Here is a 16,073-nt window from a genome sequence, read left to right on the forward strand (position 1 = left end):
GGAATAGGACATGCCTGCCCGCCAGACCAAGTTCTACAAGGACAAGCGCCACGGCAAGATCATGGGCGTGTGCGCCGGCGTCGCCGACTTCACCGGCATCGACGTCACGCTGATCCGCATCGGCTTCGTGCTCGGCACGTTCGTCGGATCGGGGTTTCCGCTGCTCGCCTATATCGTCATCGGCATGATCGCCGATGATCGGCCGAGCGAACTCGATTATGCCGATCGCGAGACGGCGCGTTTCTGGCAGGGCGTGCGCGCCAAGCCGGCCAACTCGATCCGCGACGTGCGCTCCCGCTTCCGGGAGATCGATCGCCGGCTCGCCGATATCGAGCTTCACTATACCAGCCAGAACACCGCGCTGGCCGCCGAGATCGACAGCCTGCGCTGATCCGCGGCCGGGACGAAGGGGAGATTTAGCAATGGGCTTTGGTTCGCCGTTCTTCGTGCTCGGGATCATCGCGATCGTGTCGCTGGCGGGCATCGCCAGGACGCTGATCCGCGCCCGCCACGGCTATCCGCTGGACGACCATCACGGACATGGCCGCGCCGCCCATCGCGGCGGCCACCAGGATGATCGCGCGATGGCGCTGCTCGCCAATGAGAATGACAAGCTGAAGGGCATGATCTGCCGGCTGGAGGAGCGCATCGCCGTCCTCGAACGCATCGCCACCGACGCGCCGAACCGGCTGTCGGCCGAGATCGAGCGGCTGCGTTGAGCCGGTTCGTTCCAAACACAGGAGAGAGACAGGATGGAAGGCATTGGGCCGGCCCTGATGATCGTGGCGATCGTCGCGATTGTGATGTTCACCCGTTTGCAGCGCCACAAGCTGAACATCGAGGAACAGCGCGCGGCGCGCGGCCGTGATCCTGAGGCGGAAAGCCTGCGGGCGGAAGTGCGGCTGCTGAAAGACCGGCTGGCCGTGCTCGAGCGCATCGCCACCGACAACAGCTCGTCGCTCGACCGACAGATCGAGGCGCTGCGCGATCGCGACGGCATCGAACGTCGCTAGGGCACGCCAACAGATGGGATGAGGGATATGACCGACCCGATCATCGTCGCCATGCTCGCGCTGTCCACGCTGGCCGGCATTTCGATCCTCTGCTTCGCGATGCTGCGCGGGTGGCGCGCGTGGCTGGAGGTGCAGCGCCTCGCCCTCTCCGGCGACCAGCGCGCCGGCGGGATGGAGGACGATCGCTCCTCCGTCACGCGCATCGAGCTTGCCGATTTGCGCGAGCGTGTGCGCAAGCTGGAGGCGATCGCGGCGGGAGTTGATTTGTAAAACCGGCTCACGCGCAGTACGGCGCCGGCCCATGACGACGCCCACCAATCTCGACGACCTTCATGACGATTATGCGCTGCTCGACGCCGACGATCGCTACCGCCTGCTGATCGACCTCGGCCGCGCGCTGGAGCCCATGCCCGACCCGCTCAAGACCGACGCCACGCTGGTGCGCGGCTGCTCGGCGGCGGTGTGGGTCTATCCGACGAGGCGCGAGGACGGGCGGCTCCATTTCCTCGCCGACTCGAACGCCGCGATCACCAAGGGGATCATCGCGCTGGTCCTGATGACCGTGCAGGATCGCACCCCCGCGCAGATTGCCGCCACTGATATCGAGGGCGCGCTGGCCCCGTTCGACCTGCGCAACCAGCTCAGCTCGAATCGCACCCAGGGCATTCCCAACATGATTGCGCTGATCCGCGCCACGGCCGGGCGGCTGGCAGGCTAGTCTGGGCGCTCCGTCGTCAGGCCCAGCCGCGCCGCCACCTCCGCCACCGGCGTGCCCGGGCGGACGAGCAGCCAGTCGGCCGGGCGGCGGCCGTCGACGACCAGCACGGCGTGTCTCGGGCAAATCTTCTGGCAGCGCATCTCGATCAGGCCGAACGCCGCCTTGCGGCCGCGCGCCTTCGGCACCAGGCGGCGAAGCGCCTTCAACAGGCCGGTCTTGCCCTTGGGGCCGAAGCCGCCGCCCTGCCGCTTCGAGCATTTGCCGCAGACCATCACCGCCGTCGACCAATTGGCGGTGACGTGATCGCGGCTCATGCCACGCTGCCGCGCCGTTCCTCGGCAGAGCGCAGCACGTCCCACGCCGCCTGGATGCGGCGGAAGCGATCGGCGGCGACCGGATCGCCGGGCCTCACATCCGGGTGGTTGACCTTGGCAAGGCGGCGCCAGGCGGCGCGGATCGCCTCGAAATCGGCGTCCGCCTCCAATTCCAGCTCCTCCAGTGCGCGCATCTCGTCGCGGCTGCGGCGACCATCGCCCGGCCCCCCCCAGCTGTAATGCGAGGCCTCCGCATAGCCGGAGGCGGAGCGCCGCTCCTCGCCCTCGCGCTGGGCGGCCTCCTCCGCGGACAGGCCTTCGAAGTAATTCCAGTTGCGGTTATATTCGGCGGCATGCTCCTCGCAGAACCACCAGCGTTCCGGGCTGTTGGGCGATTTCGGCGCCGGGCGATCGCCGGGCGCGTCACAACCCTCGCGATCGCACAGCCGCACGCGGGTCGCGCCGCGCTCGCTGCCATAGCCGCGCCAGCGCGGGAAACCCCAGTCCATCGATCGGCCGCTGCGCCTCATGAAGATCGCAAGCCGGGCACGAGGAGATGGGCGAGCGCGGCCAGCGCCAGCACGCCCGCCAGCGCCCACAGCAACAGCGCGCCATAAACCGGCCACCACATCGCGCCGGCCAGCACCCCGCAGGCGAAGGCGACGCACAGCGCGATCTCAGGCCCGACGCCGCCGCGCCGCATCGGATCGCCGCCGATCGCCTCGCCGACACGCACCAGCGTGCCGGTAAGATAGGTGACGCCGACGCCGGGAAACACGGTGTTGAGCAGGCCGACGGCCATCACCAGCGTCGGCACGCCGATGCGGTCGGTGCGCATCGCCAGCCAGGCCGAAGCCGCGATCAGCACGGCGGCCATCAGCAACAGCAGCCCCGCCCGGCCACGCCGCATGCGCAGGCCGACCAGCGTGCCGGCGGCGACGCCGCCGACGAACAGGAAGACGATGCCGATCGCGAGCCCCGCCACGTTCCAGTAATGCGCCTGCGCGGCGATGCCGGCGCGGGTGACGTTACCGGTCATGAACGACAGGAACAGCCCGTCGAGGCTGAGAAAGCCGATGGCATCCGCGCAACCGGCGACAGCGGCCAGCAAGACGGCGGCGGCGGGATGATCGCGACCTTTATCCACGGCGTGCGAAGTAAGGATCGCGACGGCGGAAGTCGAGCCTTTGCGGAAAGGCGCAGCGCGGAAAAGGGATCGGCCGCCCCGCCCCTCCCCCTTTCGCCATGCCATTCAGTCGGCTTGCTGAACTCGGTTGAGCTTCACCAGGCACCTGCCCGGAGCCCGTGGCGGGGGCAGCCGATCAACGGAGTTCAGGATGAGGAGCCCCGGGCGCGCCGGGGTTGCCGGCCGCCACGTGGATCAACGCGCCAGAGGATCTGTAAGCCGGGTTCTGTCCACCGGCCGAAGCCGGATGGGCGACCATTCCTCTAGGGCGACGCTCGCGCGCCGCCTCATGCAACCAACCCGGACGGCGGGCCGGAAACGGGCCATATGCCATCCCTATTCGGTCTTGCTCCCGGTGGGGTTTGCCGTGCCGTTCCCGTTACCGGGTCCGCGGTGCGCTCTTACCGCACCGTTTCGCCCTTGCCGGCCCGAAGGCCAGGCGGTCTGTTTTCTGTGGCACTGTCCCTGGGGTCGCCCCCGCCGGGCGTTACCCGGCACCGTGCTTCCGTGGAGCCCGGACTTTCCTCGCCCCCGTTGCCGGGGCCGCGGCCGCCCGATCCTCTGGCGCGGGCCGCCCTATGCGGCAGCAGTGCACAACGGGTCAAGCAGCAGCGACAGCAGGATGGCGCGGGTCTGGCCGTCGATCACCCCGTCGATGCGATCGGGGCGGAAGCGGCGCTGAAACGCCCGCACCGCCGCCGGCCCGTCCGACACGTCATAGCCGAAGCGTTCCAGAGCGAGCAGGAAGCCCGGGTCCGTCCAGTGCGGATCGGAGAGGCTGCGCGCGGGCCGCGGCAAGGCGAGCTTCAGCCGGGCCAGCGCCTCCCAGTCGAACAGCTCGCCCGGATCGAGCTTGCGCGCCGGGGCGACATCGGAATGGCCGACGACATTGGCCGGCCTGATATGATGCCGCGCGACGATTTCGGCGACGAGCGGGATCAGCGCCGACATCTGCGCCTCGGGAAACGGCCGATAGCCCCATTCATGCCCGGGATTGACGATCTCGATGCCGACCGAGGCCGAGTTGACGTCGGTGATGCCGCGCCACCGCGCCTTGCCGGCATGCCAGGCGCGCTTCGCCTCGTCGACCATGCGCACTACCTGCCCATCCTCGGCGACCAGCCAGTGGCACGACACCTGCGCCTCCGGATCGGTGAGCCGGGTAATGGCCGACGCGGCGTCCTCCATCCCCGTATAGTGGAGCACCAGCATCGACACCGGCAGCTCGCGCTCGTTGAAATTGGGCGACGGACATTCGATCGCGTCGATCACGCGGGCAGCTCCCCCTCGAGCCGGGGCGGTGAAGGCCCGGCGGCGCCCCTCCTACGCGCTTGCGGCAAGCGAGGCAAAATCGATCGGCCGGGCCGGTCCGCCGGTCACGCCGCGCGCCACGCATCCTCGGGAAGGATCGGCCGGTAGAGGCCGCGGCATTCGAAGTCGGAGACGAACACCTCGGTGTTGCCGATGACGGTCTCGCCGGCGCCGAGCATCAGCACGCCGTCCGGCGCGATCACGCTGGCCAGCCGGCCGAACACCTGCCGCCTGAGCGACGACGAGAAATAGAGCAGCACGTTGCGGCACAGGATCGCGTCGAAGCGGCCCGGATGGGGTGCGGCGTCGAGCAGGCTGCGCTGCTGGAAGCGGACCGCCTGGCGCAGCGCCGGCGCGGCCACCCAGACATCCTCCTCCTTGTCGAACCAGCGCACCATCTTGGCCATGGGCAGCCCGCGCTGGATCTCGAAATGGCTGTAGCGCCCGGCGCGCGCCGCCTCGATGGCGCCGCGCGACACATCGGTGGCGACGATGTCGATCGTCCACCCCTCCCACCGCGCCGGCTCGTCAGCGAACATCATCGCCAGCGTATAGGCTTCCTGCCCGGTGGAGCAGCCGGCACACCAGATGGCGAGGCGGCGGCCCGCCCCGCGCTCGCGCTGCAACCGGGCGAGCCCCTTGTCCTTGAGCAGGGCGAAGGACGCCTGATCGCGATAGAAGGAAGTCTCGTTGTTGAGCAGCGCGTCGACCACCGCATCGGCAAGCGCGTGATCATGGCCGGCCTGGATGTGGGACACCAGCGCATCGGCAGAGGCATAGCCGTGGCTGCGCAACAGCGGCGCCAGGCCCGTCTCCAGCCGCCAGCGTCGCCCGACCTGCAGCTGTTGGCCGGTGCGCGCTTCGAGCAGGCCGGCGAGCACGCGGGTGGCGCCGTCGCTCACCTCCACTGGACGGCGTCCCGCAGCGGCACGCGATGAGCCGCGGCATGGCGGCGGGCGATGCGCCGCGCGATCGCCGCCGGCTCCATCACGCCGGCGGTGTCTCCGGCGACAGCGACGGCACCGGGCATGCCCCATACCGCCGATGTCGCCATGTCCTGCGCCAGCACCTCGCCGCCTGCCTCGCACAGCCGCGGGGCGGCGAGCGCGCCGTCACGGCCCATGCCGCTCAGCACCACGCCGACCCCGCCGGGGCCATAGGTGGCGGCGACCGCGTCGAACATCGGATCGACCGACGGCAGGCAACCGGACGCCGCCGGCGCGCGATCGAGGACGACACGCACGACCACGCCGCTGCGCATCAGGCCGAGATGGGCGTCGCCGGGCGCGATCAGCATCATCCCCCCATCCAGCCGATCACCGTCGGCGGCGACGCGCGCCGGGCGGCCGGCGATGTCCGCGATCTGCGTGGCGAAATAGGGCATGAACGACGCCGGCAGATGCTGGGTGATGAGGATCGGCACCGCCACTTCCAGCGGCAGCGCGCGGAAGAAGGCGGACAGCGCGTGGAGGCCGCCGGTCGAGGCGCCGATGGCGATGCAGCCGATCGGGCCGGCCACCGGCGGCCGCAAGGGCAGCGGCCGCTGGACCGGGGCCAGTGGCTCGACACGGATGGCAACCGTATCGGGCAGCGCCGGATTGGGCGCGTGGCCGATGCGCAGCAGCGTCTCGGCCAGCACATCGGCGAAGCGCCCGCCGAAACTGCCCGCGCCGGGCTTGGGCAAGGTATCGGCCGCGCCGAGCGTCATCGCCCGCACCGCCGCGGCGCCGCCGACATCGCAGGAGGAGGAGATGACGAGCACACGCGCGCCGCTCGCCTCGATCAGGCGGGGCAGCGCGGTGAGGCCGTCGGTTCCGGGCATGTCAACGTCGAGCAGGATGATGTCGACGCCGATCGTCGCCAGCTTCTCGAGCGCCTGGTCGGCCGTATGGGCGACGGCAACCACCTCGAAGGCGGCATGCGGCTCCAGCATGCGCTGGAAGATCGAGCGGGCGACGACCGAATCGTCGACCAGCATCAACCGGATCGGTCGGGGCGCCGGGCCGGTGGCGGCGCTGAAGCCAGATGGAGCGGGCTGGGCCGTCATGCCGGGGGCTGCCGCTGTCAGGCCAGGCCGACGATCTGGAGCTTGCTGTACAGCGTCTCGCGGTCGAACGGCTTCATGACATATTCGTCAGCCCCCGCCTCGATCGCGGCGCGGATATGGCCGATGCCGTTCTCGGTCGTGCAGAACACCACTTTCGGGCGCCGCGACAGCTCCGCCTCGCCCAGCGCACGGAGGAATTCCATGCCGCTCATCACCGGCATGTTCCAGTCGAGCAGCACCACGTCGGGCGGCGTCGCCTCGCAATAGACCAGTGCTTCCTTGCCGTCGCCGGCCTCGGCGACCGAGAAGTCCAGTGTCTCGAGGATATGGCGGGCGACCTTCCGGATCACCTTGGAGTCGTCCACCACCAGACAGGTCTTCATCCCAATGCTTCCCCGATTGCACGCAACCCGTGCCTTAGCCTCACGATGTAACGACGATGTTAATGTCACGCGGCACTGGCGAGCGGCCCCGCGACCAGCGCCGCCGTGCCGAGCAGCAGCAGCGCCTCGCCCTCATACTCCATCATGCCGAGGGCGACCCGCGCCCAGCCCGAGCCGAAGCCGGACCGCAGCGGCTGCACCGCGCCGGAGATGGTGACGACATCTTCCACCTCCTCGACGATCACGCCGTAGAGATGGCCCTCGCAGGTGACGACTGCGGCGTGATGCACGGTGGCGGGATCGGGCGGCGGCGCATCGAGGCCGAGCGCGGCCTCCGCTGAGATCACCGTCAGCACCCGGCTGCGCAGCGCGGCGAGGCCCGCGATATGGCGAGGCCCGCGCGGCACCGGGGTGATCGCCTCGATCTCGACCACCGAATCGATCTCGGCGGAAGGGAAGGCGACGCGCTGGCCGGCGACCCGCGCGATCAGGTAAAGCTGGTCCATCGTCTCGATCATGCGCCTGTCCCCGCGCGCAGCGCCGCCATCAACCCTTCCCGGTCATAGCGGTAGATGGTGCGATCATCGGCACCGTGGCGCTCGGGATGCTCGCGCAAGCGCACCACCGGGGCGGGCAGACCATCGGGGGCGGCGCGCTCGCTGCCGGCGATGATTACGCGCGCCTCGGCCGGATCGGCCTCCCCTTCCAGCGCGACGCGATAGCCGGCGCTCTCGACGAGCGGGCGCAGCACCTCGCGCGTCCAGCGATCGGCGCCGTCGAGCAGCAGGCACAGCGGCCGCTCGGCAGGCGCGCGCGCATCGAGGACGGTCGCGAACAGCCAATGCGGATCGAGCAGCTCCACCTGCCGCCCATCGACCAGCACCACGCCGGCCACCGGACCGGGCAGCGCCGTCGGCACGATGTCGCGGCCGAGATGGACGATGTCGGTAACCTCGGCGATCGCATAGGCCAGCTCGGCGGCGCCATCGCTCATCATCAGCACGCGCAGCTTGCGGCCGTCGGTCGGCACGTCGCGGCCGAGCACCGGGATGATGCGGCCCTTATGGGCGAGGCGGACGCGGCCGCCCGACAGGCGCACGGCGTCACCCGGCACATCCTCGATCCGCTCGACCATGCCGAGGCGGACGGCGCGGTCGGCGCCGTCGAGATCGCGGAACAACAGGGTGCGGATGGTCTCCTCCACCGGGCCCTCGGCGACCGGCGCGGCAACCGCGCCGATATCCAGCGCGACGCCGCCGACCGCGGCGATGCCGCCCGGATCGAGCAGCAGCATCGGCCGGCCGCTGTCCGGCAAGGTCGTGCCGGCATAGAGGCCGGTGGCCATCACCGCCGGTGCGGCGGGCTTGATCACCAGCTCCTCATGATCATGGACCATGTCGACGCCGAGCGCGAAGGGCTGGCCGCCGGACGGCCGCAGCACCACCAGCGTCGAGGGATGACCGCCGTCGCCGCCGCCGAGCCCGAGCACCTCGCCCAGCGCCAGCACCGGCAGGCGACGATCGCGGATCACCGCAACCGTGGCGTCGCCGACATGCTCCAGCCGCGCGCCCTTGGGAGAGACGCGGACGATCTCGTCGATGGCAGCGCGCGGCAGCGCGAAATCCTGGCCGCCGGCGGTGATGGTGAGCGCGGGGATGATGGTTAGCGTCAGCGGCACGCGCAGCGTCAGGCGGGTGCCGACGCGCGGCCGGCTGGCGAGTTCGACGACGCCCCCGATCCGCTCGATATTGGCGCGTACGATATCCATGCCAACCCCGCGCCCGGATATGGCAGTGACGGCGCTGGCGGTGGACAGGCCCGGCTCGAACATCAGGGAAAGCTTGCGCGCCTCGGGCAGCGCCTGCGCCTCGGCGACGGTGAGGATGCCGGCAGCGACCGCCTTGGCGACCAGCCGGTCGCTGTCGACGCCGCGCCCGTCATCGGCGATGTCGATGAGGATCTGGTTGCCGGCCTGCCGCGCGGTGACGCGCAGCGCGCCGGTGGCCGGCTTGCCCGCCCGCGCCCGCTCCTCGGCGCTTTCCAGCCCGTGGTCGACGGCGTTGCGGACGATGTGGGTGAGCGGATCGCGGATCATCTCGATCATCTCGCGGTCCAGTTCGACATCCTCGCCTTCGACGAGGAGCGAGACGGGCTTGCCCAGCTCGTGGCCGAGATCGCGGACCATCCGCGGCAGCGCGCTGAACAGATTCTCGATGCGCTGCATGCGCGTGCGGGTGATCGCCTCGCGCATTTCGGCGATGCAGCCGGACAGCCGCTCGAACGCGGCATCGACATGACCGGCGTGGCCGGCGTCGCGCAGCCGGCGCGACAGCTCGTTGCGGGCGAGGACGAGATCGGAAACGCCGCCCATCATGCGATCAAGCAGATCGACCGGCAGGCGGATGCTGCGCGCGGCGGCGCGCGCGACGGCCGGCGCCGGCGCGGCGGCCGGCGCGGGGGCGTGGGCGTGGGCGTGGGCGGTGGACACGGGGTGATCCTGCCCCGGCTCCAGGGCGAGGATCAGCGCATCGTCGCCGCCTTCCGGAAAGGCTTCGCCGGCATCGAGCGCCTCCACCATCTCGCCGATGCGATCGATAATCGCGAGCACCGCCGAGACGAGCACCCCGTCAGGCGTGCGCCGGCCCTCGCGAACCTCCGCCAGCGCGCCCTCGGCGGCGTGGCTCAGCCGTTCGAGGCGGGGCAGATCGAGGAAGCCGCAGCTTCCCTTGACGGTATGTACGAAGCGGAAGATCGCATCGAGCCGGGCGCGATCGCCCGGTGCGGCCTCCCATGCCACGACCTCGCCAACGAGCGGCCCGAGCGTCTCGCGGGTCTCGGCGATGAACTCGCCCAGCAATTCGTCCATTGGCAGCCGGCCCCCGCTGTGACGGGCCCGGTATCGACGGCCAGGGTAAATTTAAGGTTAGGAGCATTTCTCCCCCGGCACGCCGCGGGGGAAGAGAAGCTCAGGAGATGCGGGGAATCGAGGCGCCGAACATCAGCACCCCCTCATCGGGCTCCGACACCAGGATGCGGCCGCCCTGCTGGCCGGCAAGTGCATGGGTGAGCCATGCCGCCGCGGCGCGCGGGGTGAGCGAAGCGCGGTCGGTATTGCCGAGCAGCGCCTCGCGCAGCTCCGGGTCGAGGACCAGACGCGGCCCTTCGGCGCGAACGACGATCTCCGGCCCTTCCGCGCCGATATCGAGGCGGCCGCCGCGGACCAGCGCGTCGCAGGCGATCAGGGCGAGATTGAGCAGGATCTTCAGGGCGCCCTTGGGCAGCGCCGGCTCGCCGACCATCCAGCCGAGCTCGATGCGCTTGTTGTCGCCAAGCAAGCCCTCGATTGCGGCCTTAGCCTCGCGCGCATCGACGAGATCGCCGAAGCCGCCAGCGGCGCCGAAGGCGAGGCGGAAGAATTTCAGCTTGGCCGCGGACGCGCGCGCGCTCTCGCCGAGCAGCTCCAGCACGCGGGCGCGCATCTCGGGATCATTCTCGTCCGCAAGCAGCTCCAGCCCGTTGTTGAGCGCGCCGACCGGCGACAGCAGATCATGGCAGAGACGCGAACAAAGAAGGCTGGCGAAATCGACGGCGTCTTGGGTCATCGGCACTCCTTCGCGTCCCGCTCCCTTTGCGCGCGACCCGGGTCAGGGCGGCCCTTGTGACGATTATGCATCAATTTCGCAACCGCCACCGTCCTCGATCCGCAGCGTTTCGGGCACAAAACCAGCGCCGCGCCGGATCCGCCACAGCGTTATATCTGCATCCGTAACGATCATCCACAGCGCGAGCGGGTCGAATGCCAGCGCCGCATCGCGCGGCGACGGGCGGGCGACGCCATTCGGATGGGAGTGATAATGGCCGATTACCGCCGGTCCCCCGGCCCGCGCCGCGCGGATCGCGGCGATGTGGACGGCGGGGTCGAGTTCGAAACTGTCGGCCGGATCGGCCGCGAGGTTGGCAGCGGGCATGGTGGAGACGATCCGCCCCGGCCCTCCGAGCAGCAGGCCGCAGACCTCGCGTCCCGGAGAGGCCGCCGCACGGGCCATCAACGCTCCTGCGAGCGACCTTGAAATCGCCGTCCCCATCCCCACATCGCGTAGGCGATGAACACGGGGGTGTCGATCGAATCGGTGACGATTTCCGGGGAGGCGTCCGGCTGGCGGCTCGATCGCGCGCTGGCCCATGCGCTCCCTGCACTCTCGCGCGAGCGGTTGAAGACGTTGATCTCGGCCGGCCATGTCAGCGACGCGGCCGGCGTTCCGCGCCGCGACCCCGCGGAGAAGACCATCGCCGGCGCCACCTTCGCGGTGGCGGTGCCGGCGCCGAAGCCGGCGCATAATGTGGCGCAGGACATCCCGCTCGCGATCGTGTTCGAGGACGAGCATCTGATCGTCGTCGACAAGCCGGCCGGCCTCGTGGTCCATCCGGCGGCCGGCAATTTCGACGGGACGCTGGTCAATGCGCTGCTTCACCATTGCCGCGGCACCTTGTCCGGAATCGGCGGGGTGGAGCGGCCCGGCATCGTCCACCGCATCGACAAGGACACCTCGGGGCTGATCGTCGCGGCCAAGCACGACAAGGCGCATGAGGGCCTTGCCGCCCAGTTCAAGCGCCACTCGATCGACCGGCGCTACCGGGCGATCGTCGCAGGCCTGCCCAACCCGACCTCGGGCACGGTCGACGCCGCGCTCGCCCGATCGGCGACCAACCGGCAAAAGATCGCGATCGTCTCCGCCGACCGCGGCCGGCGCGCCGTGACCCATTATCGGCTGGTCGAGCCGCTGGCCGGCGCGTCGCTGGTCGAGTGCCGGCTGGAGACCGGGCGGACCCATCAGGTTCGCGTTCATATGACGTCAATCGGCCATCCCCTATTAGGGGATCCGACCTATGGAAGACTGCGTCCTCCGATCACCGCCACGCTGGCCCGGCTGGGCTTTGCCCGGCAGGCCTTGCACGCGGCACATCTCGGCTTCGTACATCCGGTGACAAGTGCAACTTTGGCCTTTGAAAGCGTTATTCCTGCGGACATGCAGGGCGTGATCGGAGCGCTTCGTCTATAAGCGGCGGGCAGACTCGTCGCGAGACTTTCGATCAGAGCCAACGAAGCAATGCGTTGGCGCAACGGACATGGCCGGTGGCAAAGGACCGGCCAGAGCATGAGGGAGCAAAAGATCATGGCAAGCGGCAACGTCCCGGCGACGATCCCCGCACTCGGCGGCGAGCAGAGCCTCAACCGCTACCTCGCCGAGATCCGCAAATTCCCCCTCCTCCAGCCGGAGGAGGAATATATGCTGGCCAAGCGTTTCCAGGATCATGGCGATCCGGACGCGGCAGCCCGCCTCGTCACCTCGCATCTGCGCCTCGTGGCGAAGATCGCGATGGGCTATCGCGGCTATGGCCTGCCCGTGTCGGAGCTGATCTCCGAGGGCAATATCGGCCTGATGCAGGGCGTGAAGAAGTTCGAGGCCGATCGCGGCTTCAGGCTGGCGACCTATGCGATGTGGTGGATTCGCGCCTCGATCCAGGAATATATCCTGCGCTCGTGGAGCCTGGTGAAGATGGGCACCACCGCCGCACAGAAGAAGCTGTTCTTCAACCTCCGCCGCATGAAATCCAAGCTGGACGCCTTCGAGGAAGGCGATCTCCGGCCGGAGCATGTCGCCAAGATCGCGAAGGATCTCGGCGTCACCGAGGATGAGGTGACCTCGATGAACCGGCGCATGGGCCATGGCGGCGACACGTCGCTCAACTCGGCCGTGCGCGAGGACGGCGAGGCCCAGTGGCAGGACTGGCTGGTCGACGAGGACCCGCTGCAGGACGAGCGTCTCGCCGAGACCGAGGAGCGCCATGTCCGGCACGGCCTTCTCGTCGAGGGCATGGACGCGCTCAACGACCGCGAGAAGCATATCCTCACCGAGCGGCGCCTGACGGACGACCCGAAGACGCTGGAAGAACTTTCCCAGGTCTATGGCGTCAGCCGCGAACGCGTCCGTCAGATCGAGGTGCGGGCGTTCGACAAGCTGCAAAAGGCGATGATGAAGCTCGCCGGCGGCAAGGGGCTGCTGCCGCAACCGGCCTGAAGCGCCTGACAGGTTGACAGGCCGGCCCGTTCCCAAAGGAGCGGGCCGGCCTTTTTTTGTATCCGACGCCCCGTGCCCGCCCGGCGGGAATTTCGTGTCCGGGAGCGGATTAACGTGGGGGGGCCTCGTCGCCCGACGCCCACAGAAAAGCGACGAAATGCGCGCTCTTTTCGCCTTTGCAACAAATCGTAATCCAGCGGTTACAAGCCGGGCGCACCGCCGCCCCGACTTGGGGGCGGAAAGGGTTGCGCGATGGGCGTCGACATCATTCCCAGCGATTGCGCGGCGGGGCGGCACAAGCCGCGCGGACGGCCGCCAGCCGACGCCAGCGGCGTGACGCGCGGCATCTGCCGTTATTGCGGCATCTCGATCATGCGGACGCTGGCGACGCGCAGCTGGTATCCGTCGGGCCTGTTCGGCGGACGTCCCGATCAGGCCAGCCCGAGCGCGCGATCGTAGATGCGCTCCAGCGCCTGCGACGCCTGGGCCATGCCATAGAGCGCGGTCATCCGCCGATGCCCCTCCGCACCCCAGCGCTCGAGCAGGGAGGGGTCGTCGTAGATCGCGGTTATGCAGTCGGCGATGCCGGCCTCGATGCGGGCATTGGCATCCTCGACGGCGGCGACACGGGCGGCGCCGGGCTGCTCCATGCCGGCCCAGCGGCCATCGGCGCGGAGCGGCAGGTCGACGAGCCAGCCCGTCTCCCGATGGGCGATCAGCTCCGGCAGCGCGCATAGCCGCGTGCCGAGCACCGGCACGCCGAGCATCGCCGCCTCGATCGGCAGCCAGCCGAGACTCTCGTCAAGCGAGGTGTAGATGGTGATGTCGTGGGCGAGCAGTTCCGGGAACACCTGCGCGTAAGGGATCGGCCCGGTGAAGCGGATCCAGTCGCGCTTGCGGGCCTCGGCGCGCCAAATCCCGGCATCGGGAAGCGCATTGGCGAAAGTGTGGCTGCTGGTCTCGAAATCACCGATCAGCGTCAACGTCAGGTTCATGCCCTGCGCGCGCAGCCGATCGAACGCGCGGATGGCGTGCATCGCGCCCTTGTGGAACAATTGGGTACCGAGCACGACCGCGCTCAGCGGCTTTTCCGCGAAGGGGGTGCGAATCCCACCCGGCTGGCGGCTCGTGCCAGGAGCGTAGACGTCGGGAATGGCGCCGCGAAACACGTCCATCTTGTCGGTGAGATGGCCGAAGCCATGCTTCTCGAAGGTGCGGGCGGCGAAACCGCGGGCAAACTCGCTCAGGGCGAGGATCCGCTTGCAGCGCTTGCTCTCCAGAATGCCGAGGCCGCGGCGCATCTGCGCCTCGCTCGGATTGCCGAGATAGCGCGGCAGTTCCAGCTCGAAGGAGACCACGAAGTCGCGATTGAGCGGCACCGCGTTCCAGGTGTGGACCAGCGGCACCGACGCATCGAGGATGAACGGCGTGAAGCGATGATAGGTGCTGCCGTCGCGATCCAGCCGCCGCAACGGCAGGCTGGCGAGCCGGCGGTGGCGATAACGCTGCGTATCCAGGCCGTAGATGACGTGGCTGGAGCCGTAGCACGGATTGATCATGCCGATCGTGGTGACGCCAGGCTCCGGCCGCTGCCACGGATAGAGCCGCTCGGGCGCACCGGCGATCGACTTGCTTTGCGTTGCCATGGCGGATTTCTAGCCCAAGCCTGAGAAACAAAGAAGGCGTCAGCCCTCCGGGTAGAAATGACGGCGGCGGGCGGCAACGAGCCGGCGCTCCAATGCCGGATCGAAGCGGTCGCCGCGCTCGGCGAGCAGAGCGGCCCAAGGCAGATCGCCGGCCTCCGCCTGCCGCCGGGCGAGAAGATCGGAGACGGTGCCGATCGGCCGTGCCGGGACGCCGGCGACGATGCTGTCGGGCGGCACGTCACGCGTCACCACCGCGCCGGCGGCGACGACTGCGTCCGGGCCGATCGTCACGCCCGGCATGATGATCGCCTGATGGCCGATGAAGACATTGTCGCGGATGTCGATCTTCCCGACGGCATCGATGCGCACGCCATAGGCTGCCTCCATCATGCCGACGGAGCCGTCATGGCCGATCAGCGTGCACGCGGCGAAATGGACGTTGTTGCCGATCCGCACATAAGCGGGATCGAGAAAGGCGGTGGTGTTGAGGATGCTGCAACGTTCGCCGATCGACTGGAAGCCGCCGTGCCGGCGCAGATACTCGGCATAGTCACGCGGTGACGGACGGCAGAGCCGAACCCACAGGCCCCGCCCCTTGCCCGTCCGCATCGCTCGCCGGGCGATGAACCTGCGCACCAGACCGATCATCGCCTAACCCCCTGTCCATCCTCCGACGGCCCGATCGGCAGATAGAAGCGAAGCGCTCAGCCGTCCAGAATGGCCGCGATCGCCGCCGTCACTGCATCCATATCGGCCATGCCGTCGACCCGCGAGACGAGGCCGCGGGCCTCGTAATAGGGAAGGATCGGCGCCGTCTTGGCGCGGTACTCGGCCATACGGGTGCGCACCGTCTCGGCGTTGTCGTCCGGCCGGCGCTTGAACTCGTGGCTGCCGCAGACGTCGCACCTGCCCTCGACCTTCGGCAGGTGGAAACGATCATGATAGCCGGTGCCGCATGCGGCGCAGGTGAAGCGACCGACGATGCGCTCGACCAGCGCGTCCTCGTCCACGTCAAGCTCGATGACGTGATCCAGCTTCCGCCCGCGCTCGGCGAGCAGCAGATCGAGCGCTTCGGCCTGGGCCTGGGTGCGGGGATAGCCGTCGAACGTGGCACCGCCGCTGGCGTCCTGATCCAGCCGCTCGCCGATCAGCGCCGAGACGATCGCATCGGAGACGAGCTCTCCCGCCTCCATCACGGCCTTCACCTTGAGCCCGACCGGCGTCTCCGCCTTCACCGCCGCACGCAGCATGTCGCCGGTGGACAGCTGGATCATGCCGCGGGCCTTTTCCAGCCGCGCCGCCTGGGTCCCCTTGCCGGCGCCCGGCGGTCCGAGCAGGATGATGTCCAAGGTTGTTCTCCCCCTGTTTGTCCCAA

The 16,073-nt window shown here is 69.3% G+C and carries 22 protein-coding genes and 1 other RNA gene; 8 read left to right on the top strand and 15 right to left on the bottom strand.

The window, feature by feature from the left end:
- Window positions 1-10 precede the first annotated feature (10 nt).
- From pspC to KOF26_RS10940, 5 genes are read left to right on the top strand one after another with little or no spacing between them, the layout of a single operon-like run.
- Complete coding sequence (pspC, locus tag KOF26_RS10920) at window positions 11-391, top strand: envelope stress response membrane protein PspC (protein ID WP_216324511.1); 381 nt, start codon at window positions 11-13, stop codon at window positions 389-391.
- Window positions 392-422: 31 nt separating this feature from the next.
- Entirely contained in the window at window positions 423-719 is a 297-nt protein-coding gene (locus KOF26_RS10925; RefSeq protein ID WP_216324514.1) for a hypothetical protein, read from the top strand.
- A gap of 42 nt (window positions 720-761) precedes the next feature.
- Window positions 762-1,013, top strand: coding sequence for a hypothetical protein (locus KOF26_RS10930; RefSeq protein WP_216324915.1), 252 nt, complete (start codon window positions 762-764; stop codon window positions 1,011-1,013).
- 27 nt (window positions 1,014-1,040) lie between these two features.
- Complete coding sequence (locus KOF26_RS10935) at window positions 1,041-1,283, top strand: hypothetical protein (RefSeq protein ID WP_216324520.1); 243 nt, start codon at window positions 1,041-1,043, stop codon at window positions 1,281-1,283.
- Window positions 1,284-1,314: 31 nt separating this feature from the next.
- Window positions 1,315-1,731, top strand: coding sequence for a SufE family protein (locus KOF26_RS10940; protein WP_216324523.1), 417 nt, complete (start codon window positions 1,315-1,317; stop codon window positions 1,729-1,731).
- Here KOF26_RS10940 and KOF26_RS10945 read toward each other — a convergent pair.
- The 12 genes from KOF26_RS10945 to KOF26_RS11000 form a co-directional block, all read right to left on the bottom strand.
- On the bottom strand, window positions 1,728-2,045 hold the full coding sequence (locus tag KOF26_RS10945; protein WP_216324526.1) for a hypothetical protein: 318 nt from the start codon (window positions 2,043-2,045) through the stop codon (window positions 1,728-1,730). The genes KOF26_RS10940 and KOF26_RS10945 overlap by 4 nt on opposite strands.
- Window positions 2,042-2,554 carry a J domain-containing protein gene (locus KOF26_RS10950; protein ID WP_253201347.1) on the bottom strand — a complete coding sequence of 171 codons (513 nt, stop codon included), beginning with the start codon at window positions 2,552-2,554 and terminating at the stop codon, window positions 2,042-2,044. The genes KOF26_RS10945 and KOF26_RS10950 overlap by 4 nt, the downstream gene beginning before the upstream one ends.
- Window positions 2,555-2,571: 17 nt before the next feature.
- Window positions 2,572-3,192 (bottom strand): YoaK family protein, encoded by a 621-nt coding sequence (locus KOF26_RS10955; RefSeq protein WP_216324531.1) that lies wholly within the window; start codon window positions 3,190-3,192, stop codon window positions 2,572-2,574.
- Between the two features lie 238 nt (window positions 3,193-3,430).
- Window positions 3,431-3,796: RNase P RNA component class A (rnpB, locus tag KOF26_RS10960), an RNA gene on the bottom strand.
- Window positions 3,797-3,807: 11 nt separating this feature from the next.
- Window positions 3,808-4,443, bottom strand: coding sequence for an N-acetylmuramoyl-L-alanine amidase (locus KOF26_RS10965; RefSeq protein ID WP_216324917.1), 636 nt, complete (start codon window positions 4,441-4,443; stop codon window positions 3,808-3,810).
- A gap of 164 nt (window positions 4,444-4,607) precedes the next feature.
- Complete coding sequence (locus tag KOF26_RS10970) at window positions 4,608-5,444, bottom strand: CheR family methyltransferase (protein ID WP_216324949.1); 837 nt, start codon at window positions 5,442-5,444, stop codon at window positions 4,608-4,610.
- Window positions 5,441-6,589: a chemotaxis protein CheB gene (locus KOF26_RS10975; RefSeq protein WP_253201349.1), complete on the bottom strand. Its 1,149-nt coding sequence runs from the start codon at window positions 6,587-6,589 to the stop codon at window positions 5,441-5,443. The genes KOF26_RS10970 and KOF26_RS10975 overlap by 4 nt, the downstream gene beginning before the upstream one ends.
- A gap of 17 nt (window positions 6,590-6,606) precedes the next feature.
- On the bottom strand, window positions 6,607-6,972 hold the full coding sequence (locus KOF26_RS10980) for a response regulator (protein ID WP_216324533.1): 366 nt from the start codon (window positions 6,970-6,972) through the stop codon (window positions 6,607-6,609).
- Between the two features lie 65 nt (window positions 6,973-7,037).
- Window positions 7,038-7,490 (bottom strand): chemotaxis protein CheW, encoded by a 453-nt coding sequence (locus KOF26_RS10985; protein ID WP_253201350.1) that lies wholly within the window; start codon window positions 7,488-7,490, stop codon window positions 7,038-7,040.
- Window positions 7,487-9,838 (bottom strand): chemotaxis protein CheA, encoded by a 2,352-nt coding sequence (locus KOF26_RS10990; protein WP_216324535.1) that lies wholly within the window; start codon window positions 9,836-9,838, stop codon window positions 7,487-7,489. The genes KOF26_RS10985 and KOF26_RS10990 overlap by 4 nt, the downstream gene beginning before the upstream one ends.
- Before the next feature lie 100 nt (window positions 9,839-9,938).
- Window positions 9,939-10,574: a histidine phosphotransferase family protein gene (locus KOF26_RS10995; protein ID WP_216324537.1), complete on the bottom strand. Its 636-nt coding sequence runs from the start codon at window positions 10,572-10,574 to the stop codon at window positions 9,939-9,941.
- A gap of 63 nt (window positions 10,575-10,637) precedes the next feature.
- Window positions 10,638-11,057, bottom strand: a complete 420-nt coding sequence (locus KOF26_RS11000; RefSeq protein WP_216324540.1) for a M67 family metallopeptidase — start codon at window positions 11,055-11,057, stop codon at window positions 10,638-10,640.
- A gap of 18 nt (window positions 11,058-11,075) precedes the next feature.
- Between KOF26_RS11000 and KOF26_RS11005 the strand changes: the two genes are divergently transcribed.
- The 3 genes from KOF26_RS11005 (at window position 11,076) to KOF26_RS11015 (ending at window position 13,511) form a co-directional block, all read left to right on the top strand.
- A complete protein-coding gene (locus tag KOF26_RS11005) occupies window positions 11,076-12,032 on the top strand; it encodes an RluA family pseudouridine synthase (RefSeq protein WP_216324543.1) in 957 nt (318 codons plus the stop codon).
- Window positions 12,033-12,146: 114 nt separating this feature from the next.
- Window positions 12,147-13,052 (top strand): RNA polymerase sigma factor RpoH, encoded by a 906-nt coding sequence (rpoH, locus tag KOF26_RS11010; RefSeq protein WP_216324546.1) that lies wholly within the window; start codon window positions 12,147-12,149, stop codon window positions 13,050-13,052.
- Between the two features lie 252 nt (window positions 13,053-13,304).
- A complete protein-coding gene (locus tag KOF26_RS11015; RefSeq protein WP_216324549.1) occupies window positions 13,305-13,511 on the top strand; it encodes a hypothetical protein in 207 nt (68 codons plus the stop codon).
- Here KOF26_RS11015 and KOF26_RS11020 read toward each other — a convergent pair.
- From KOF26_RS11020 to KOF26_RS11030, 3 genes are read right to left on the bottom strand one after another with little or no spacing between them, the layout of a single operon-like run.
- A complete protein-coding gene (locus KOF26_RS11020; protein ID WP_216324551.1) occupies window positions 13,484-14,698 on the bottom strand; it encodes a glycosyltransferase family 4 protein in 1,215 nt (404 codons plus the stop codon). The two genes, KOF26_RS11015 and KOF26_RS11020, sit on opposite strands and share 28 nt — an antisense overlap.
- 39 nt (window positions 14,699-14,737) lie before the next feature.
- Window positions 14,738-15,346, bottom strand: a complete 609-nt coding sequence (locus KOF26_RS17315; RefSeq protein WP_216324554.1) for an acyltransferase — start codon at window positions 15,344-15,346, stop codon at window positions 14,738-14,740.
- A 56-nt stretch (window positions 15,347-15,402) separates the two neighbouring features.
- Complete coding sequence (locus KOF26_RS11030) at window positions 15,403-16,047, bottom strand: adenylate kinase (RefSeq protein WP_216324557.1); 645 nt, start codon at window positions 16,045-16,047, stop codon at window positions 15,403-15,405.
- Between the last annotated feature and the right edge of the window lie 26 nt (window positions 16,048-16,073).

The organism is Sphingomonas quercus (genome assembly GCF_018863195.1).
Taxonomy (GTDB): domain Bacteria; phylum Pseudomonadota; class Alphaproteobacteria; order Sphingomonadales; family Sphingomonadaceae; genus Solisphingomonas; species Solisphingomonas quercus.

Coding starts and splice junctions, on each gene's coding strand:
- KOF26_RS10925 (WP_216324514.1), top strand. CDS start 423: ATGGGCTTTGGTTCGCCGTTCTTCGTGCTCGGGATCATCGCGATCGTG.
- KOF26_RS11000 (WP_216324540.1), bottom strand. CDS start 11,057: ATGGGGACGGCGATTTCAAGGTCGCTCGCAGGAGCGTTGATGGCCCGT.
- KOF26_RS10985 (WP_253201350.1), bottom strand. CDS start 7,490: ATGATCGAGACGATGGACCAGCTTTACCTGATCGCGCGGGTCGCCGGC.
- KOF26_RS10975 (WP_253201349.1), bottom strand. CDS start 6,589: ATGACGGCCCAGCCCGCTCCATCTGGCTTCAGCGCCGCCACCGGCCCG.
- KOF26_RS10965 (WP_216324917.1), bottom strand. CDS start 4,443: ATGCTGGTGCTCCACTATACGGGGATGGAGGACGCCGCGTCGGCCATT.
- KOF26_RS10945 (WP_216324526.1), bottom strand. CDS start 2,045: ATGAGCCGCGATCACGTCACCGCCAATTGGTCGACGGCGGTGATGGTC.
- KOF26_RS11020 (WP_216324551.1), bottom strand. CDS start 14,698: ATGGCAACGCAAAGCAAGTCGATCGCCGGTGCGCCCGAGCGGCTCTAT.
- KOF26_RS11015 (WP_216324549.1), top strand. CDS start 13,305: ATGGGCGTCGACATCATTCCCAGCGATTGCGCGGCGGGGCGGCACAAG.
- KOF26_RS17315 (WP_216324554.1), bottom strand. CDS start 15,346: ATGATCGGTCTGGTGCGCAGGTTCATCGCCCGGCGAGCGATGCGGACG.
- KOF26_RS10990 (WP_216324535.1), bottom strand. CDS start 9,838: ATGGACGAATTGCTGGGCGAGTTCATCGCCGAGACCCGCGAGACGCTC.
- KOF26_RS10940 (WP_216324523.1), top strand. CDS start 1,315: ATGACGACGCCCACCAATCTCGACGACCTTCATGACGATTATGCGCTG.
- pspC (WP_216324511.1), top strand. CDS start 11: ATGCCTGCCCGCCAGACCAAGTTCTACAAGGACAAGCGCCACGGCAAG.
- KOF26_RS10980 (WP_216324533.1), bottom strand. CDS start 6,972: ATGAAGACCTGTCTGGTGGTGGACGACTCCAAGGTGATCCGGAAGGTC.
- KOF26_RS10995 (WP_216324537.1), bottom strand. CDS start 10,574: ATGACCCAAGACGCCGTCGATTTCGCCAGCCTTCTTTGTTCGCGTCTC.
- KOF26_RS11005 (WP_216324543.1), top strand. CDS start 11,076: ATGAACACGGGGGTGTCGATCGAATCGGTGACGATTTCCGGGGAGGCG.
- KOF26_RS10935 (WP_216324520.1), top strand. CDS start 1,041: ATGACCGACCCGATCATCGTCGCCATGCTCGCGCTGTCCACGCTGGCC.
- rpoH (WP_216324546.1), top strand. CDS start 12,147: ATGGCAAGCGGCAACGTCCCGGCGACGATCCCCGCACTCGGCGGCGAG.
- KOF26_RS10950 (WP_253201347.1), bottom strand. CDS start 2,554: ATGGACTGGGGTTTCCCGCGCTGGCGCGGCTATGGCAGCGAGCGCGGC.